The organism is Bacteroides xylanisolvens XB1A (genome assembly GCF_000210075.1).
GTDB lineage: Bacteria > Bacteroidota > Bacteroidia > Bacteroidales > Bacteroidaceae > Bacteroides > Bacteroides xylanisolvens.
This window is the reverse complement of record NC_021017.1, coordinates 4,277,117-4,297,282: the sequence shown is the minus strand read 5'-3', so window position 1 is coordinate 4,297,282 and position 20,166 is coordinate 4,277,117. Positions and strand designations below refer to the sequence as shown.

At 40.7% G+C, this 20,166-nt stretch carries 13 protein-coding genes and 1 pseudogene; 3 read left to right on the top strand and 11 right to left on the bottom strand.

Features of this window, described 5'->3' with window-relative positions:
• Positions 1-217 precede the first annotated feature (217 nt).
• The 3 genes from BXY_RS16420 to BXY_RS16410 are packed head-to-tail and all read right to left on the bottom strand — an operon-like array spanning position 218 to position 4,903.
• Positions 218-1,666 carry a glycoside hydrolase family 57 protein gene (locus BXY_RS16420; protein WP_009039677.1) on the bottom strand — a complete coding sequence of 483 codons (1,449 nt, stop codon included), beginning with the start codon at positions 1,664-1,666 and terminating at the stop codon, positions 218-220.
• A 17-nt stretch (positions 1,667-1,683) separates the two neighbouring features.
• Complete coding sequence (locus tag BXY_RS16415) at positions 1,684-2,949, bottom strand: glycosyltransferase family 4 protein (RefSeq protein WP_004316709.1); 1,266 nt, start codon at positions 2,947-2,949, stop codon at positions 1,684-1,686.
• Between the two features lie 16 nt (positions 2,950-2,965).
• Entirely contained in the window at positions 2,966-4,903 is a 1,938-nt protein-coding gene (locus BXY_RS16410) for a glycogen debranching enzyme N-terminal domain-containing protein (protein ID WP_008019777.1), read from the bottom strand.
• 213 nt (positions 4,904-5,116) lie between these two features.
• Between BXY_RS16410 and BXY_RS16405 the strand changes: the two genes are divergently transcribed.
• Complete coding sequence (locus tag BXY_RS16405) at positions 5,117-5,752, top strand: rhomboid family intramembrane serine protease (RefSeq protein ID WP_032851259.1); 636 nt, start codon at positions 5,117-5,119, stop codon at positions 5,750-5,752.
• 179 nt (positions 5,753-5,931) lie between these two features.
• On the opposite strand, the gene BXY_RS16400 is transcribed toward BXY_RS16405, so the two are convergent.
• From BXY_RS16400 to BXY_RS16370, 7 genes and pseudogenes are all read right to left on the bottom strand, one after another.
• A complete protein-coding gene (locus tag BXY_RS16400; RefSeq protein ID WP_004316715.1) occupies positions 5,932-7,053 on the bottom strand; it encodes a DUF4972 domain-containing protein in 1,122 nt (373 codons plus the stop codon).
• Between the two features lie 26 nt (positions 7,054-7,079).
• On the bottom strand, positions 7,080-8,243 hold the full coding sequence (locus tag BXY_RS16395) for a glycoside hydrolase family 99 protein (RefSeq protein ID WP_004316718.1): 1,164 nt from the start codon (positions 8,241-8,243) through the stop codon (positions 7,080-7,082).
• Between the two features lie 30 nt (positions 8,244-8,273).
• Positions 8,274-10,511, bottom strand: a complete 2,238-nt coding sequence (locus BXY_RS16390) for a GH92 family glycosyl hydrolase (RefSeq protein ID WP_015532463.1) — start codon at positions 10,509-10,511, stop codon at positions 8,274-8,276.
• Positions 10,512-10,526: 15 nt separating this feature from the next.
• Entirely contained in the window at positions 10,527-11,219 is a 693-nt protein-coding gene (locus BXY_RS16385) for a DUF3823 domain-containing protein (RefSeq protein ID WP_004316720.1), read from the bottom strand.
• A gap of 32 nt (positions 11,220-11,251) precedes the next feature.
• Positions 11,252-13,209, bottom strand: a pseudogene (locus BXY_RS16380) (RagB/SusD family nutrient uptake outer membrane protein).
• A 6-nt stretch (positions 13,210-13,215) separates the two neighbouring features.
• The gene (locus BXY_RS16375) at positions 13,216-16,344 is read right to left on the bottom strand and encodes a SusC/RagA family TonB-linked outer membrane protein (protein ID WP_015532461.1); all 3,129 of its coding nucleotides are present in this window, start codon (positions 16,342-16,344) and stop codon (positions 13,216-13,218) included.
• Positions 16,345-16,697: 353 nt separating this feature from the next.
• Positions 16,698-17,621, bottom strand: a complete 924-nt coding sequence (locus BXY_RS16370; RefSeq protein WP_243442496.1) for a hypothetical protein — start codon at positions 17,619-17,621, stop codon at positions 16,698-16,700.
• Positions 17,622-18,146: 525 nt separating this feature from the next.
• Between BXY_RS16370 and BXY_RS16365 the strand changes: the two genes are divergently transcribed.
• Both BXY_RS16365 and BXY_RS16360 read left to right on the top strand, forming a co-directional pair.
• Complete coding sequence (locus tag BXY_RS16365) at positions 18,147-19,382, top strand: site-specific integrase (RefSeq protein ID WP_015532459.1); 1,236 nt, start codon at positions 18,147-18,149, stop codon at positions 19,380-19,382.
• Positions 19,383-19,394: 12 nt separating this feature from the next.
• The gene (locus BXY_RS16360) at positions 19,395-19,757 is read left to right on the top strand and encodes a hypothetical protein (RefSeq protein WP_005944300.1); all 363 of its coding nucleotides are present in this window, start codon (positions 19,395-19,397) and stop codon (positions 19,755-19,757) included.
• 77 nt (positions 19,758-19,834) lie between these two features.
• On the opposite strand, the gene BXY_RS16355 is transcribed toward BXY_RS16360, so the two are convergent.
• On the bottom strand, positions 19,835-20,140 hold the full coding sequence (locus tag BXY_RS16355) for a helix-turn-helix domain-containing protein (RefSeq protein WP_025066921.1): 306 nt from the start codon (positions 20,138-20,140) through the stop codon (positions 19,835-19,837).
• Between the last annotated feature and the right edge of the window lie 26 nt (positions 20,141-20,166).

Sequence of the window (20,166 nt, the reverse complement as noted above, 5' to 3'; positions counted from 1 at the left end):
CCTAAGATTCCTGATTAATATAGAAGAAATAGTGACGGTATATGCTTAGGATATTAACGGTATCGTCACCATATAGCGTCACTATTTCTATCGGATAGCGTTATTACTATCTTACAAAAGTATATTCTCCTACAAAGATCTTAACTTAATCCATAATAAAAACCGTGAGTTTGATTTTATCTCACTCACGGTTCCATATAATAGATTCTTATACTTCTTATTTAACAGCAGCCTTTTTAGCTTTCCCCGTAGACTTCTTCGACTCGGCTGTTGCTTTCTTTACTTTCTTTGCAGCAGGTTTTGATTTAGTAGCAGGGACCTCTTTCACTACCGGCTCTTTAGCATTAGTAGCCTTTTTTACCGCCGTTTTCTTTGCCGCTTCTACTTTTGCCTGTAATTTAGCCAATACCTTTTCCAATTCAGTAATCTCATCCCCCTGATTCTTAATGGTAGTCAACAAAGAATTTAGTTCTTCACTGTCTACATCAACAGGATACAGTGCATCTACCCGTTTGATAAAGTCACCCAAAATATTCATATAGTTGGTGAAAGCATCATAAGGAGAATCATAGATACCACGGTTCAACCACATCCCATTGTTCTTCGTTGTCATAAAACGGAAGTTATTGCTGGCCTGCAAGTAATCCCAATCCTGCTTAATACGACGATCATCACATAAATGAACACGTTCGGCTACACTATACAGTTTATTGAAAGCCTCACGTTGCATAACATTACCCAGCCAACAACTAGTATCTCTTTCTTCATCCACCCATGACATCGGATATGCAACATCAAGCTGCGACACTGATTTCAGCTTCGTTACGATTTCCGTCGGTGTAGAGAACGTGATTCCCTTAGCTTTTGCACATTCAGGCAGTGCCTTCATGAATTCAAGAATATTGGAAGATAACGGTTGAGCCATACCAAGTGCACTCAATTCCATAAAGATATTGATGACTTGTTCTTCTTGTGGCAATGCATCGATCCAATTAATATACTTATCGGCAAACAAAGGATATTCCGCCCAATCTGAATTAGAGAAACGCAAACTGATGTCGTCAGAGAGTTTGAAATCCCGCAACAAGAGCTTAAGACTTGGAGCCTGATTACAGTGATAAACATAATGCGGGCTCTTCCATCCCAACACATGTTTAGCACCTTCCGTCAACATCCCTTTGAAGCCCATAGAAGCTACCAATCCACCAATTTCATCAGAATAAATCAGACTAGAATTGCGGAACACTTTCGGTTCTTTACCAAACATCTGTTTCATCTTATCACGTTGACGAAGTACTTCTTCACGGAAGCAATCCTCGTTGGCCAGTGAAGACAAGCCATGAGAATAAGGCTCACATAAGAACTCGCAACACCCAGTTTCATTCAACTGGTGCAATAAATCAATGACTGCCGGAGCATGAATTTCCAATTGTTCCAAGGCTACTCCCGAGATAGAAAGCGCTACTTTAAAAGCCCCCCCCGAGTTTTTCGCCATCTCAATCAATGTATTGAGAGCAGGAATATACGAACGTTCAGCGACCTCATTCATACCCGTTTCGTTGGCATAATCATCATAATAATAATGGTCATTACCAATATCGAAGAAACGATAACGTTTCAAATGGATAATTTGATGTATTTCAAAATAAAGACAGATAGTTCTCATTTTTATTTATTGTTTTGTTATTTACCATAGTTTCTTAACACAGACTCGTAGAGAGCACGGATTCTCAAGCCGACTTTTTCCCACGTAATCCCATCTACTTCCTTCTTTCCCTCTTCTTTGAGATATTCGAAAAGAGACGGATTGGTACACAGAGAATGGATAGCGTCAGCCATCGCATGAATATCCCAATAGTCAGTTTTTATCACCTTATCAAGAATCTCGCCACATCCAGATTGCTTAGAAATGATGGAAGGTGTTCCACACTGCATAGCTTCCAGCGGAGCGATACCGAAAGGTTCAGAGACAGACGGCATGACAAATACATCACTGTTCTTATAAACCTCATATACCTGTCTACCTTTCATGAAGCCCGGGAAGTGGAATCGATCGGCAATACCACGTTCAGCAACCAAGTTAATCATGGCATTCAACATATCGCCCGACCCCGCCATTACAAAACGAATATTACGAGTACGCTGCAATACAAGCGCAGCAGCTTCTACAAAATATTCCGGTCCTTTCTGCATCGTAATACGTCCGAGGAAAGTGACCACCTTTTCTTTTGAGTGATCGGGACGCGGAATATCCAGCAGTTCCTGCGACAATGGATAAACAGCATTATGCATTGCAAATACCTTTCTGGGGTCCTGATGATACTCGTTAATAACAGTGCGACGAGTAAGCTCGGATACGCACATGATACAATCGGCATGATCCATACCATTCTTCTCAATCGAATAAACAGTAGGATTGACTTTGCCACGAGAACGGTCAAAATCCGTAGCATGCACATGGATGCAAAGCGGCTTTCCGCTAACCATTTTGGCATGTACTCCGGCAGGGTAAGTCAGCCAGTCATGCGCATGAATGATATCAAACTCCTGCTGACGGGCTACTACTCCGGCAATGATCGAGAAATTATTAATTTCTTCGTGCAAGTTCCCGGGATAACCACCTGCAAATTCCATACATCCCAAATCATTCACATGCATATAAGAAAAATCGGCATAGATATGGTCGCGGAAAGAGTAATATTCTTCCGGTGTCATCTCCAACAAACGTGATTTCAAGTAGTCATAGTGAACATCACGCCACACGATGGGTACTTGATTCATACCGATTATTTTCAAGAACTTCTCTTCTTCGCCGCTAGGTTTAGGCATACAGAAAATCGTCTCCATATCACCTTGCAGACTCAATCCTTTAGTTATTCCATAAGAAGCAACCGCAAGACCACCATATATTTTGGGAGGGAATTCCCATCCAAACATTAAAACTTTCATCTTCGTTCCTCCTTTTTTAATAATACTTAGACAGTAGCTTTAAGACACGCAGTATTTCTGCTACATTCATCGCGAACGATACTGCGCCACGTCCTTTGAAGGGCGGGTTCCCATCAAACAACTCGGGAATGGAACCAACGCAGTGGCTTGTCATCTCATCATCATAACTAATCAGCTGACGTTCAACGAATGACAACCCGCTCATCTTATAAATTCGAAGATAAGCTTCCAGATAGAATCCCATCAACCAAGGCCAAGCAGTTCCCTGATGATAAGCATAATCCCGTTGTATCTGCGGACCTACATAGTTCGGATTATATCCACCGCTCTTCGGACTCAACGAACGAATTCCTTTCGGAGTGAGCAGCTCTTTGGTCACAATATCGAGCACCTGTTTCTTTTGCGCACGATCCAAAGGAGAATAATCAAACGCTACGGTAAATATCATATTAGGACGTACACTCCAGTCCATCATATTACCGTCTACGTAATCAAGCAAATAACCATATTCATTACGGAATACCTCGACAAAAGATTTTCCTGTCACTTCTGCCTGTGCATCAAGTTCATCTGCCAAGTACACATCACCACCTTCACGCACCAAATCAGCGATAAAACGCAGTGCATTATACCATAACGCATTAAATTCAACAATATATCCAGTACGAGGAATCACCGGATGCCCGTTCACAGTAGAATTCATCCATGTAATCGCTTTATCCGTACCATTGGCAAAAAGTAATCCATTGTCATGCAAGAAAAGATTCTCATGTCTTCGCTGACGGATAAACTCCATAATATCTTTCAGAAGCTCTCCATATTTCTGACGGCATTGTTCGCGGGAAGTCTCTTTGGCATATTGCTGCATAGCCCAGACAGCCCAAAGCAAAACGTCAGGATGCTCCATTTCATAAATTTTGTATCCAACAGGTTCTTCATTAATAAAATTACGAATCGCCTTTTCCGCCGTTTTCATCACATCCTCAAACTGGTCGATCTCATCAAGCGCAAGCGTCAATCCAGGCAAGGCGATAAACATATCACGAGCACGGCATTTAAACCACGGATAACCGGCAAGAATATAATGTTCATCTTCCTGTTGGTTATGGAACTGATGAGCGGAATTTTTCAGACAGTGGTAAAAGCTATCACGTGGGGTACGATCAGCTACTTCAGCCTCAAATGTTTGTTTCAGTCTACGAGGAGTTACTTCTGAAGTTCCGGCAGAGAATACAATACTCTCTCCTTTCTTTATATCCACTTCGAAATAACCGGGAACATAAAGGTCTTCATTGAAGTCATATCCACGTTCCTGTTCTTTGGGGTATTCAATCCCCCGATACCAGTCGGGCATGAAATGAAATTCACACTTTTTATTCAACTGCATATAAAGTTCCGGATAACCGGGATACATACAGGTTTTAATACCATTTTCCACCAGTTGATACTCGCGGCTTGCCTGTGGGTTTTCGTGAGTGTACTCACGTACACTTCTGAAAGCAAGGAACGGCCGGAAGCGCAGGGTTGTAGCCGAATGCGCATCAAGTAAAGTATAACGAATCAGGATTCTATTTTCATGATGTACAAAGATTTTTTCTTTGCGGAGGATTACACCTCCGACACGGTAAGTTGTTGCCGGGATATGCTCACAGTCAAACTCACGGATATACTTGTGTCCGTTAGGACTAAAGTTGTTTCCCTGATATTTGTGCAACCCCAAGTTAAACTCCGCACCGTGTTGAATTACCGTTTCATCAAGAGAAGATAGCAGCACATGATTTTCATCGTCGAGATTGGGAACTGGAATTACCAACAGGCCGTGATATTTGCGTGTGTTACAATCAACAATCGTCGTACAATGATAAGCTCCTGCTTTGTTCGTCCGGAGGATTTCTCTCTGAAGAGATTCTTCCAGATTCGTCATGAGGGTCTTGTCAAATCGTAAATAACTCATAGTTGTGCATTATTAAAGGTTAATTATTGGTCATTATATCGTATATCTATTTATTGTTACATACCGTGTATATTGGCTGTAGCAGCATATACAATAGGTATAACGCCCAAATGTACAAATTATAGATAAAAACAAAAATAAAAAGGCTTTTTATTTTCAGATTTTGTGCAAATATTCGTAGTATTGCGTAAAATATCTAAAGAAAAGAATGTCATGAAGCAAGATATTCAGCGTATCATGCTGGCTGCAGCAAAGCCTTTGTTCCTTATTTTTATTCTCTATATACTCAAGATTATGGAAGTCGGAATGGACTGGGACTTCTCTCGCTTGGGGGTATATCCTATGGAGAAACGGGGACTGACCGGCATTTTAACCCATCCGCTGATACACAGCGGGTTCAGTCATTTATTAGCAAATACAATCCCTTTATTCTTCTTGTCATGGTGTCTTTTTTACTTTTACCGGGGAATAGCCGGTAAAATTTTTATTCTCATTTGGCTCGGAAGCGGACTACTTACTTTCCTGATCGGAAAACCGGGATGGCACATCGGTGCCAGCGGACTGATCTATGGCTTTGCCTTCTTTCTCTTTTTCAGTGGTATTCTCCGCAAATATGTTCCACTCATTGCCATCTCTTTACTTGTCACCTTTTTATATGGAGGAATTATATGGCATATGTTTCCTTATTTCTCCCCTACCAATATGTCATGGGAAGGACATCTTAGCGGAGGAATTATGGGAACGCTCTGCGCTTTCGTTTTCGTAAATCACGGACCGCAACGGCCGGAACCTTTTGCAGATGAAACGGAAGAGGAAAATAATGAAGAAGAGAAGGGAAAAAGCCCTTAAAGGGCTGAAATAGCAGAGTAAACAGACCACATTTAATTTATCAAATAAAAGTAAAGCTGTCAAAAGCCTGTTTTACTATCTGATTGATTAGAGACAAAATATCCCAAACATAGTAAATCCAAACTTCTGACAGCCTCAAAAAGCTTCTGCCCTACCAAAGGAAGCAGATAAAGAATCTTTTATTCCAAAGGAATCCACTTATACTCTCCAAGCAACTTAGCAGAATATTTGCCTGTCAAATCAGGTATATTAGTATCATCCTCCACTGTTGCATCAAACTCCCATCCACAAACTAAATCATCTTCCTGTCCTGTAACCCTAATTTCCTCATTCATCAGCTTTTTAATTTCTCCCTGTGACTTGGCAGATTTCCAAAGATGGAAATGTTTGATATATCCAGATAGTTTCCAGTCATTTGTCATACCAAGATTCCCCCCCATATGTCTAAAAGCAATCATAGATGTTCCCAAATCATTCGGATTATAAGGATTACCATCAAGCCCTGTCGCCTGATCCTTCAATTCGCCATTCATATACACTTTTACAACAATAGGTTTTCCTTCTGAATTAACATCTCCATCAACTCCTTTCTCGTTAATAACTGCTGCAAAATGAACCCATTTCTCTGTCGTACTGAAATCAATGCCAGGTTCCAACAATCCCCAATTATCCATTCCCAACGACATACGTAGTCTCTTATTATCAAAGTTATTAATTACCCATCCTTTTCTATAATGTCCGGTACCATCTTCGATAAAGACATCCACCACACTACCAAAACCGGAAGTATATTTCAACTTCACCCACAACTCAACAGTGAAAACTTGTTCACCAGTATTACCAAACTTAGAATAGTTCTCACTTGCTCCAAAATCAATATACCCGTCATTTTGTCCGTCTACATACAATTCTGCAGCTACAGAAACATATTCTATAATCACAGTTGCTTTAAAATCCTCCATCGCTTTTTTAGCAGCCTGAATCAATTCATCCACTTTCTCCTGTGAAGGATTAGTCTCTTCTCCGTTTTCAATTTGCCGGATGCTCTTTTTTATCTGGATTAATACCAGTTCAAGTATATCCCTGCTCTCTTCCGGATACATTCCCGTCTTATTTCCATACTGCGATCCATCCCTCAATGTTTCCAGCTGATTTTGATAATCAGTCAGTTGGCTTATAAAAGCTACTGTGTCTACCTTTAGCACATTATCGTCGTCATCAGAACAAGAAATAGAACATACTGATATAAACAATGCACATAGCATTATTAACAACATCTTTACTTTTGTGACTTTTTTCATGGTTTATTTTTTATTAATAAATATGATTACTGTTTGCTTTCTCTAAATTTCCCAACCCAGTACGCAGTGCGGGTGAGATAATAATCAGGTTCACGGTTCTCATAATCCAAATAAGTAAACTCGGAACTTGTGTAAGGCACAGCCGGTTCTATCTGGCTCCCTTCATGCCATTCATTAAAGGAGGTAATAGAAATAGCCGAAACCCCAGCTTCAATGGCCTTTCGATACATAGCGTCATAATACTGCCCATCCGTTCTAGTCCGGATTACCGAACCATTCCAAGGACGTATACGTGTGTCTATATATCCGGGACCCACACTTGGAATAAATATCTTACCATTTTCCTTTGCCCATTTTTGCATACTTACCCAATTAGTCGGGGTAGAACCATACGTGAACCCGGTAGCTGCAAAATATGTATAGAAACCATCAAAATGAGCATTCAAAATAAAAGGCCGTTGCACTGTCGGACTAGAAGTCCATAATCCAATCATCAAAGCATCATAGGCTGTATTTCTGATTGTAATGGAACCACCAGGACTTAATAACTTTTCCCATTCACTAGGTTCGATTAAATAAGAGTCATAAATAAAAAACAAAGGTTTGCCATCCTTTCTGTAGAAGGCCGGGTGATTTCCATACCTCGTTATCAATTTAACTATGTTCTCCCGGAGATTCTGCACATTTCTGCTGGGATATGGCTCCAAGTGAAAACATACTTTTATTTTTTTCTTATCTGCTGCATCCAGTATAAGACCGATTCTCTTGGCTTCAGTCTCATCCTGTTCATTCCACCAGGTAAGTGCCAGCACTCCGGTACGCGCCATAACAAACATATCCATATGTTTGGTCAAAATATTAGGATCACTACTACTATATCTTCCTAATTGAGGATAAAAATTACTGGCTATACTCTCCTGTGTACCCGGAATGGTCCCCGGATTCTGACCGGATCCACCATTAGGATCGGGTGCTATAGCATGGGCCCAATGTCTATATTGACCGTCAATAGCCTCACTTCCATACCAATCATAATAAAAGCAGAAAGTATCATAATCCAACTCTGTACCTAAATTATTATTTCCTCCGTTATTCTCCGAATTAGAAGGATTATTATCATCTTCTTTGCTACAACTTTCCAATGAAAGTGACAAGAAAAAAATCATCATAAAAAAGAGTCTCTGCATCATAATTGATTTAATTTTAATTATTCATATTCTTTATTTTCTCATTTCAAATGAAGGGGGGACAGACTGGTCTTGAGACGCCCACTCCTTATTGGGATAGGCCCCCATCGTTACTTCTAATTTATTTCCCTTCATCAGTTCCTCATGACTAAACCAAGATTTATCCCATTCCACTCCATCCAGCTTAACCGATTGAATGTATTTATGTTTCGGCGAATAATTATGGCAATATACTTCAAAGGTTTTGTCATCACTCAACTGAATTTTTGCCCGTTCAAACACCGGACTTCCAATGACATATATAGGTAATCCTGGCGTAACCGGATAAAAACCCAGCTGCGAGAAGACAATAAATGCACTCATGCCACCACCATCCTCATCTCCCGGCATTCCCATCAAATCATTTCTAAACCATTCCTCCAGTAATGCCCTAATCTTTTTCTGGGTCATCCAGGGTTTATTGGCATAGTTATATAAGTAAGGAATATGTAAACAAGGTTCATTTGCCATAGAAAACTGTCCGACATTACCTGTATGATCAGGAAAACGCGAGAAAAATTCATACTTGCTTTTTCCTAAAGGAGTATCAAACATCTTTTCCAGCTCATCAACAAACGCCTCTTTCCCTCCCATCAGTTTGATAAGATCCGCTACATTATGGGGGACATCCCAACGATAAACCCATCCATTATTTTCGCCATAATAATCCCTTCCACCCATTCCACCGGAATAACGATAATCAAACGGAGTGATAAAATTTCCTTCACTATCTTTAGGATGAAAAAATTTTGTTTCTGCATTAAACAATTGATGATAGTTCAAACTTCTTTGCAAAAAGTAATTGTAATCCTCTTTATTATCCAGCAGTCTGGCTATTTGTGCCAGACACCATTCATCGTACACTGTACCTAATGTCACAGCAACAGCTTGCCTTTTCTCAAAACTATGTACTTCGGAAACAACTTCCTCTTCACCAGAAGCTAACGCCGGAAAATATCCGTTTGACACATAAAAAGAATCTAGCTTTCCGGCTTCCATATCCGACCACGGTGCTAATGTCTTTTCAGTGATAGCATTTCTACAAGCACGATATGCTTCCTTTAAATCGAAATCCGTAATTCCTTTTACATAAGCGTCAAGTACAGTAGCCACCCCATGATTTGAATTCATCCGTCGGCTATCACCTGTTATCTCCGGAAAAGTAGGCATCCAAAAATGTTTCATCTGACCAGCCATCCGGATAAAAGACTGAATCATATATTTCTCGCGTTCCGGTTCCAGTAATATTCTCAATGGATGGGTAGCTCTATACGTATCCCAGATCCAATCATCAGTATAAAAAGGAACACCGCTATCCTGATGAACCTGATTGTCAAAAGCACTATAATACTGTCCATCTTCAGAAAGACAAACCATTCGTTCATATGTTCTGTATAAAGAAGTATAGAATATAGTCTTACTATCCTCACAGTTTCCCTTTACCTGAATCTTTCCAAGAGCATCATTCCAAATAGTTCTACCTGTTCGTGTAAGAGTTTCCAAATCCTTTCCAGCCACTTCGCGTTCCATATTTTTTTTCGCCTGATCTACACTTATAAAAGAGATTCCATAACGAAGATTAATCCTTTTATCATTCTCTGGAAATTTCATTACGACAGTATTTCCTTCTTCCGTTTGTAAAGGAACCACGTCCGTTTCCAGATAAAGATACACTCTTGTCTCATAGGAACCGATTTGCTGATAACCAAAAACTTTGTTTTTCTCTACATGCAACTCTCCATTTGTCGCCCCGATCAAAAGCCCAGGTTGCCCTGCCCGGAAATCTAATTGATATAAAGCCGACTGATGAGAAGGGACATATTTTACCTCTATATCATAGTCACTCAAAAAAACACTGTAATAATAAGGCTTGATCTTTTCATTATCGTAATTATACAATATAAAAGAAGACCTACTACCCTTCTCTAAACTATCACAAAAGCTATTGAACGGATTGATAGAGAAGGCCGAATTTCCTCTATGACTTGTCACTATCACAGGTAATCCCTTCAATTTATTACTTGTATAATCCTCCCTTTGAGGATATATTCGTAACATACTGTTAGGTAAATGGACAGTCGGATAAGTCGGTACCAACAAGTGACTAATATTTCCCATATATGGATTTACGTAACCAACAGGAGCTTTTATCTCCACACATCCTCCAAACGAGAAAAGCGGTAACAACAAAAACAGTCTGTATGCAAGGCAATCTTGTATTTTTCTTTTCATAAATGTCCTATTCCTTTATAAGTCGATTTCTACTGCAGGAGAATAATTATATTTAGCTTCCGACGTACTGCTCAATGCTCCGATTCTGAAAAAATAACTATGTTCCCGTTCAATTCCAGTAGTCTGGCTCAAATCCATGCTCAATTCGTACTCCGTCAAAGGTGATACAGCAGTATTTATTTCACTACTCACTTTAGCTGTCTGGATATTACTACTTACATGGGACTCTGTATGTGCAAATAGAGCGATTGTCTTTACCGGATCTACCGTATATTGCTGTAAACTGAATTTTGCTACTACTTTATTACCTTTATATCTAATATCAGGATTCACGATACGTATGTAAGGCAGAACCTCAAACACCTTATAATTCTTTCCTTTATTAATTCTAAAATCAATCGTATCTTGAGGAATATAATTCCCCTTATTCAGAATTATTTTGTAATCGCCCGCAAACATGAGATTATTTTGGAATGTTCCGTCATTTTTAACAGCCATTGCCTGAACAGGAGGATTGTCCCATCCGAGTTCAATAAAATAAATCTGCGAACCTCTGATTATCTCTTGCTCCACCAACTCACCTGTCTCCATATCCCGGATTTCCCCACCGAATGTAGCATTTGGGGCTATATCCAGATTGTCCTTTTCACATGCTACAAAACATATGGAAAAGAATATTATTGTCAATAAATAAAAAGTTGCTTTCATATTTTCTGTCTTTAAAGTAAAGTTTTGATATATCAAGGATTCTGAACAAGTCCGTTGCTACCGGTACCAGGAATATCCTGATAGTACCAGGAATAATCAAACGAATGTTTGTTCACTCCAGGAGCATCCATGCGTACAAAGATGTATTTAGGAGTTTCTCCTCTTAAATCGAGGAACGGAACTAAGGACTTCTTTATTCGGTTCTCATATTCCTTATGAAATATCCTCCAACGAATCAGATCCCATCTGCGTCTATTCTCAAAAGCAAATTCAACAAAACGCTCTTTACGTACATTCTCTATTGTTAATGGAATTTCGTCTTTGTGTGCAGCTCGCTTTCTAACAGCATTAAGCGCTTTTTTTCCTTTTTTCAGCTGTTCACCCGTTGCAGACGAATGTTCTATGGATGCTTCCGCATAATTCATCAGAATCTCAGCATAACGAAATTCGATCCAGTCTGTAAATCCCTTATTCCACTCAGAAGTCACGTCTTTACTTTCCTGCAAGAATTTGCGAAGAAGAAAACCAGAACGGGTGTAGTTACCACCAACAGAACTAAATCCCGAATACATTTTCTGATCCTGCGCACCAAACGAATAGTAGGTCTTTCCATCTTTCCCCTGAGTACTGGCATCTGTTCTGAACACATAACTTCCATCGGGACGAATAAATCCTCCCTGAATAATGATTTTCTGTCCTTTCCATTGCGTACCCGGAAGAATCATAGTAGCCCACATACGAATATCCTTATCATTGAATATTTCATAAGGAGCATCCATTGGATAAGAATAATAGTTAGCATTTCTGTCAAAACCAGAAAAAATTTCATTATTATCCACACGAGTACGGATAGGCTTACTTAATCCTTGCCCGTCATCCGTATAATCTTCATAAATATCGGCCAGATCTAACGAAGGATTCATACGTCCCGGATGCGGCCAGCCGTTTGCTACCTGATTAGGACGATACCAAATATCATAATTGTGTGCAAGTTGGGTACCAGATGTATATCCTTTAATAAAAATAGGTTCCTTCGTTCCATTCAATACACTGTTTGGATCCTCAAACAGTTTTTTATAATTTACGATAGCTTCGTCTCTGCTTTGAGGCTCTGCACCATATAAACCATACAACCCACTCTTCATTATTTCATCAGACGACTGCATACAGATTTCATAATAACGATCTGCTTCCGAAGCATCAATACCCACAAGTTTCTGTTCTACAGCCGGCCCCGACAGACCCACATAAGGCTCATGAGTATATTTGGCAATCGAAGCTGCATATAAAGCTGCCCGAGACTTCAGTGCCAATGCAATCCATTTATTAGCACGACGAGTATCTTCTGAAGACTCACTTAGTTTCCGGATAGCGTCATCACAATCGCTCAAGATAAAATCCCATGTATCCTTTTCTGTGCTGCGGGGCACTTTCAATTCTTCTACATCTCCATTATACACCTGAACTTTCTTGATAATCGAAACTCCACCATACCGCTTTGCCAAAGCAAAATATGTATATGCACGTAGAAAAGCAGCTTCACCCTCCAATAATGTTTTTTATTATTGGAAGTATTCAACGTAGGAATCGTTTCCAACAGGTTATTAATATCCCTTATCAATGTGTAAATACCAACAGAAGCATTATACAAACCTTTATCATCCGTATATCTTTCCCAAAAATTAAATCCTTCACTTCCCCATTCGTCGAATTCAGAATGCATCGCTTCGTCACAGTACATAGCAGCAGCCCGTCCACCATTATTCGGATCAGTATTCCCAATTCCCAAATTAAAGCCCTTATCAATCGCATAAGAGAAGTCCTCGATAGGAAGACGGCCGTAAAGATTTGCCATGTGCATCGCAATCCCCTCTTCAGTAGTCAGGACTTTGTCTGCAACCACCTTATTATTAGGCTCTATATCCAGAATATCCGTACATCCTGCAAAAAGAAGAGCCATATTCAGCAATAGTATAATCTTATATTTCATAATCTATCAGAAATTAGCAGTAAAACCAATATTAAAACTTTTAGTCAGAGGATAATTCATTCCAGCACTATAAGAGCCTTCCACCTTTTCCGGATCAAACGCTTTCACAAAAGAATCACAGAAGGTTAAAAGATTATAGCCATTAATATAGAATCGTATATTACTAATACCACTCTTTCTCAAAATACTGTCTGGCAATGTATAACCCAGTTCCAAAGTTTTGAGTCTTAAATAAGAAGCATCACGACGCCAGATATTACTCTCTTTATACATAGCTCCAGTATCCTGTATTAAACGGGTAGCAGGCCATTTCCCGGCAACCCATTTACTATTCGGATTGTAAGGGTCTTCTTTGCGCCATCTGTCATAGAAATAGGCTGGAGTATTCGCTCCTTTTGACCACAGTACCTCGGCATAAACCTCTGAAAACTGGACAGTATACATTCCCGCTCCCTGAAGCAAAGCGTAGATATCGAAATTTTTCCAAGAAGCCTCCAAATTAAAGCCATAATGAATCAGTGGAGTACCTGACCAAAAGAGAGGCATTCTATCATTATCATCGATAATACCGTCACCATTAGCATCTACATAACGGTAATCCCCCGGCAGTTCCTTGCTATTTCCCAACTCTCCATCCTGAACAGGAGCATATTTTATTTCCTCTGTAGTCTGGAATTGCCCATTAGTTTGATACCCCCATGTGAAATCATTCCAACGTCCGGAAGACTGATTTCTCCAACGATCCATGCTACTGGTGAAAGGTCCTCTTTCTACATGCTCCATCCGGGTGCGGGCTAAGTTCATATTCGCTTTGACGCTATAAGAAAAATTTCTGATCTTATTAGTATGCCCGAGCGTTATGTCAATACCCCTCGTCAAATCACTATTCAAATTTTCCTGTGGCAGTTGCGAACCAAATGTATTAGGTAATGCCACCACTCTTGTAGCTAACAATCCGCTTCTTTTTCTTTGGTATAAGTCGAACTCCAAAGAGAATAATCCTTTGAATATAGAAAGATCGAATCCTATATCAAGTAACTTAGCTTTATACCAAGTTAAATTCGTATTCGTAATAGAGGGAGCAGAAATGCCCGAAGTGGTAGTTCCGTTATTAAATTCATAAATACCAACATTAAGATTATACCCCGACACATATTGGAACGGATCACCTGCATCCTGTCCGGACTCCCCGTATGAAGCCCTAATCTTCAGATTATCAAGAAAGCCCAACTTTTCCTTCAAAAACTTCTCTTCCGACAAACGCCAACCAATAGACCCCATAGGGAAAAAAGCCCATCTGCTACCAGGAGCATAGCGGTAAGAACCATCATTTCTGAATCCTAATTCTAATAAATACCTTCCTTTGTAATCATAGTTAAACCGACCGACATACGAGATAAAAGCCTGTTCGTTGGACATCCCCCCTGAAACAGCATCTTTCAATCCGGCATAATCTACTTCATCATAAGTCAATAAATCAAACTTACGTTCTATATTCGACCAATCGCTTTTTTCCTGTCTCCTTTCATAAACCAATGTAGCACTTACATTATGTGTATCATTAAACAACCTATTGTAACTGATTTGTGCTTGCATGTCAAGCCTGCTCGCTTCGTTATTATTCACTTGTATCATAGAAGGATTATTGTATTCATTCTCTATATATTCATCCGTTTCGATAGCGTATGTATAAGTAGAAAACTTCTTTCTCAATCCTTTATGTTTATTGTGATTATAATCATAGCCTAATTGCCCTTGTATAGATAATCCCTGCACAAACGGTACTTCATATTTTAAAGTGAATGTCGATTGAAAGTTTTTATTATAATAATAATGATAACCTGTCATATCCGCATCCGCCAAAGCAATGGGATTAATTCCCATACTTTGAGTTGCCAAATAGTCCGGATTGTTATTGGCATACGCAGGCACAGTCGGCACATTCACACGGGTCTGCTTGAAGATCTCATAGAAAGAGTTCCATGGCTGGCTGGTCTTATCATATCTACCTGCCAAATTAACTCCTGCGGTCAATCCTCTAGCTATTTTTATATCAGTATTCGAACGAAAAGTAAATTTCTCATATCCCAAATCACCGGATTTCAACAACCCTTCATCAGATGCATAGCTAAAACTACCAAAGTATGAGACAATATCCGAACCTCCTTGCAAGGACAAAGTATATTGCTGTTGAATAGAACTATTCTTAATCACATGATCGTATAAATCAGTACTGGCATATCCAGAAGCACCCGTCTTCCATAATTCCAGTTCTTCTTTTGTAACCAATGGATTACCTTCTCCTAATATTGCAGCATCATTTCTAAGCTCCATATATTGAGCTGCGTTTGCCATCCTAGGAATATTAGTCGGTTTAGACCATCCCCAATTAGCCGACAAGGATATTTTCGCTTTTCCTTTATATCCTTTTTTTGTTGTTACAACAATGGCTCCATTAGCCGAATTCATACCATAAATAGCTGCAGTACCATCTTTCAGGAAAGAAATGCTTTCTATATCATCCGGATTAAGACGCTGAAACTCATTAGCCCCATCTCTGACAATCCCATCAATAATGAAAAGCGGAGTACCCAAACCACGGATATTGATATCGGAACGAAATTGTCCCGGTTCACCGTCATTCTGCCGTATCTTCAATCCCGAGACTTTCCCTTCAAGTGATTGTGCCAGACTGGTAGCTTTCGTTTTAATAATCTCATCATTTTTAATATTAGAAATAGCACCCGTCAAACTCTCTTTTTTCTGAACTCCATAACCTACCACTACCACTTCATCCAACGCCTGTGTATCTTCCAGCAATTTGATAACTAAAGACCGCATATCAGACACTTTTATTTTTTGAGTGCGGTAACCAAGAAAACTAATAGTTAATTCCGTCCCGACAGGAACCTCAATGGAAAAATCTCCATTCATATTAGAGATAGTTCCCTTCCCGACCACAGAAGATTGAATACTGGCTCCAATAATCGGTTCGCTGGCGTTGTCTATAACTTTACCCGTTATCAGGTTACTTTGGGCAAGAACAGAAACTGAGAACAGTAAGTCTCCCATCATCACAAGAAAGAACCTTAAATGCACATTCCAGTGCTTCTCTTTGCAAATGCGTGCTTTCATAAATTATAAATTAAGTTGATATATTGTTCAATCAATCATCTATTATAGATCACTATGAATCATGAACCTACTCAAGAGGTATCAGTACACTTCATAACTCGATAGATTTGCGATTAATTGGTACTGCGAAAGTATATGAGAGGCATTATCACAACATTAATTTCATATTAATAATATGATTTTTCTTATCACATTCCATATAAGTACCTGATAAACAAAGAGAAAAAAATAGAAATATTTTGCCCTCTTATGAAGAAAATAAAAGAACCCGAAAGCAATAAAGCCACTTCCGGGAAATCATTAATGCACTTTTAATGCAAAATTTATTTCATTCAAAAAATAAATTCCACCTATCAGCTCTCACAAATCACATCATCGTATGTAAATTCGGGAGAAGTATTCAATAAACGGTTATAATCAGCACAATACTTATCAAAACATTGTTTAGCAAGTCCTTTTTGTCCAGACAGAAATAACGCCCTGCACTTTATACGAATAGCATCTTCATCCGTACAGTCATGCATCAGTATAATATCCGCTATTTTCAGCAATAGTTTGTTGTCTTTCCCAATCTCTTCACGAACACTGATAGAAAGAAGTAGTTCTATAACGTTATGAGAATACTCCGATTTATATTCATCCACCCATTCCGTACTTACATTAGGCAGCAACACCCCCAAAGATGCCAACTCTACAAAGTTGACAATCATTTCTTTATTAGAAGAATTATAGAATTCAAAAGCATTTAAGATCTGGCATACCTGATGATAATCACATAGGGTATCTTCACCCATATCAATATACCAATAATCATTTTTATTAACAATCTGTACTTCCCCGACCGTCTCAAGAATTAGCCGAAGTTTACGGATATTAACCCTACGGTTGTTGGCTGCACTCGTTTTACTCATATCAAACCAAAAAGTCTCTTCCAATCTTTGTGAAGTTGTTCCCTTTCCACCTTTGATGGAGTTTAGCAATAGGAAAAGAAAAAGTAATTTAAGAGTAGGCGTAAATTCACCCGTTATATTATTCCCTTGTTTATCAAAGACCTGAAAACCACCAAGAAGTAAAATTGCAGATATTTTTCTGTTAGATGGCTTAGCAATCTCTTGTTCTCCATATTCCACTTTGGAAATAGTCATCGAAACTCCAGTTGTTTTACTTTTCTTTTTCTTGTAGACATATACAATAACGAAGAAGAAGAATACCAGACATATTAAAATGCTTCCATAGATAACCCATGTAGAAAAATGACAATCTTTGTTCTTTTCCATATAAATCTCATCTGACGATAAAGGAGGATATACTAAAGAATATACATCTAAAACTGCCTCACCCGGTATCTTCTCCTGAACAACAAAAGCATACAACATCTGGTCTTGATAGAGAAATAAATCACAATAAGACTTAATATCCAGAAAATCATATTCGATAGAATCACTTACTATTTTGGATTGTGGATTTAACTCACAAAGTTACTACAAAAAAGTGAAATGCGGAAAGAAATAGTGATAGAATTGAGTTACAAGGGTTTCAGTCGTGCTTCCGATTATTCGTGAAGCCATCGCAATCACCGCTGAAGCCAAATCAGGACGCCGCTACGTTACTTGTCCGTAACCATGCCCGAAAGGGCGACAAACGGACACGGATAGCGAAACAAGGCGTTAAGGATTAGTGAGTTACTGACAACCCACGCAACAAATCCGGTTACGGAAAAAGATTGCGCCGTTCCTCCCCGTTTTGCGTACCGACAACGGACTCTTCACCAACTAATTTTGAACCTAAAAAAATTAAGGACGATGAAGAGTACATTTTCAGTAATCTACTACCTCAAGCGTCAGGTAGTGAAAAAGGACGGGACAGTACCCGTCATGGGACGCATCACGGTGGACGGCACCCAGATGCAGTTCAGCTGCAAACTGACCGTCGATCCCAAGCTGTGGGACACCAAAGGGGGACGTGTCACGGGCAGAAGCACGGCGGCACTCGAAACGAACCGCATGCTCGACAAGATGCGTGTACGCATCAACAGACATTATCAGGAAATCATGGAGCGTGACAACTTTGTCACGGCAGAGAAGGTCAAGAACGCCTTTCTCGGACTGGAACACCGCTACCACACGCTGATGCAGGTGTTCCGCCAGCACAACGAGGACTACGAGAAACAGGTGGAGGCCGGCATGAAAGCCAAAGGTACACTCTTGAAATACAAGACCGTTTACAAGCACCTGCAAGAGTTCCTCTCCATCCGCTACCGCGTGAAGGACATCGCGCTGAAAGAGCTTACGCCCGCCTTCATCTCCGACTTCGAGATGTTCCTGCGCACGGACAAGCACTGCTGCACCAACACCGTGTGGCTGTATGTCTGCCCTTTGCGGACGATGGTGTTCATCGCTATCAACAACGAGTGGCTCACACGCGACCCGTTCCGGGAGTACGAAATCAAGAAGGAGGAAACTGTGCGCAGTTTCCTGACGAAAGAGGAAATCCGGCTGCTGATGGAGGGCAGGCTGAAAAACGCCAAGCAGGAGCTTTACCGCGACCTCTACCTGTTCTGCGCCTTCACCGGCTTGTCGTTCGCCGACATGCGCAACCTGACGGAAGAGAACATCCACACCTACTTCGACGAACACGAGTGGATAAACATCAACCGCCAGAAGACGGGCGTGGTGTCCAATATCCGCCTGCTCGACATCGCAAAGCGCATCATCGACAAATACCGGGGTCTGTGCGGGAACGGCAGGATTTTCCCCGTTCCCCACTACAACACGTGCCTTGCCGGAATCCGTTCCGTCGCCAAGCGTTGCGGCATCACCAAGCATATCACGTGGCATCAGAGCCGCCACACGGCAGCCACGACGGTGTTCCTCTCCAACGGCGTACCCATCGAAACGGTGAGTTCCATGCTGGGACACAAGAGCATAAAGACGACACAGATATACGCGAAAATCACCAAAGAGAAGCTCAACCAAGACATGGAAAACCTTGCGGCAAGGTTGAACGGCATCGAGGAATTTGCAGGTTGCACCATCTAAAACAGAGAAGCCATGAAACGTGATATAATCATCATAGAGGACAACACGATCAGCGTAAACGGTAACGAGATATGGATGACCGCCACAGAAATCGCCGGACTGTTCCACACGGGCGTCCCGGCAGTGAACGCCGCCATCAGAGCCGTCCGCAAGCCGGACGTGCTGAACGACTACGAAGTGTGCCGCTACATGCGGCTTGAAAACGGGCTGCACGCGGATGTTTACTCTCTTGAAATCATCATCCCCGTCGCCTTCCGGCTGAACACCTACCATGCGCATGTGTTCCGCACGTGGCTGGTAGAGAAAGCACTCTCGAAGGAAAAGCGGCAGGCATACGTGATGTTCATACAGAACGGAAAAGCCGGGTATTGCTGATAACGCATATAAATAAGAAAAAGGAAACGGACAGCCCCGTGAAGGAGTTGTCCGTTTCCTTTTTTCATGCAGCCGCCTTATTCCATCGGCTTGCGATAGTTCGCCTCCAACAATTCACGCAACCCCGATTCAGGGTAAAGCACCTTCCCTCCCAAAAGGATAAAGGGCAACACCCTGTTGTTGCGGTACTCCTGCAAGGTGCGGCGGCTGACACGGAGCAGTTCCGCCACCTCCCTGTCCGTCAGGTAACGCTCCCCGTCCAACGGCGGGCGGTAACTTTCCAGAAAGGCGGAGAGCCATTTCGAGCCTTTGCGCATGTTCTGCACAAGGGTGGCAAGCGGCTCGTCCTCCATCGTAAACACTTCATTGTTCTCGTTCATCATCATTTCGGATTCAGTGGGTTGTGAAT

Coding starts and splice junctions, on each gene's coding strand:
- BXY_RS16420 (WP_009039677.1), bottom strand. CDS start 1,666: ATGAGAACTATCTGTCTTTATTTTGAAATACATCAAATTATCCATTTG.
- BXY_RS16415 (WP_004316709.1), bottom strand. CDS start 2,949: ATGAAAGTTTTAATGTTTGGATGGGAATTCCCTCCCAAAATATATGGT.
- BXY_RS16410 (WP_008019777.1), bottom strand. CDS start 4,903: ATGAGTTATTTACGATTTGACAAGACCCTCATGACGAATCTGGAAGAA.
- BXY_RS16405 (WP_032851259.1), top strand. CDS start 5,117: ATGAAGCAAGATATTCAGCGTATCATGCTGGCTGCAGCAAAGCCTTTG.
- BXY_RS16400 (WP_004316715.1), bottom strand. CDS start 7,053: ATGAAAAAAGTCACAAAAGTAAAGATGTTGTTAATAATGCTATGTGCA.
- BXY_RS16395 (WP_004316718.1), bottom strand. CDS start 8,243: ATGATGCAGAGACTCTTTTTTATGATGATTTTTTTCTTGTCACTTTCA.
- BXY_RS16390 (WP_015532463.1), bottom strand. CDS start 10,511: ATGAAAAGAAAAATACAAGATTGCCTTGCATACAGACTGTTTTTGTTG.
- BXY_RS16385 (WP_004316720.1), bottom strand. CDS start 11,219: ATGAAAGCAACTTTTTATTTATTGACAATAATATTCTTTTCCATATGT.
- BXY_RS16375 (WP_015532461.1), bottom strand. CDS start 16,344: ATGAAAGCACGCATTTGCAAAGAGAAGCACTGGAATGTGCATTTAAGG.
- BXY_RS16370 (WP_243442496.1), bottom strand. CDS start 17,621: ATGGAAAAGAACAAAGATTGTCATTTTTCTACATGGGTTATCTATGGA.
- BXY_RS16365 (WP_015532459.1), top strand. CDS start 18,147: ATGAAGAGTACATTTTCAGTAATCTACTACCTCAAGCGTCAGGTAGTG.
- BXY_RS16360 (WP_005944300.1), top strand. CDS start 19,395: ATGAAACGTGATATAATCATCATAGAGGACAACACGATCAGCGTAAAC.
- BXY_RS16355 (WP_025066921.1), bottom strand. CDS start 20,140: ATGATGAACGAGAACAATGAAGTGTTTACGATGGAGGACGAGCCGCTT.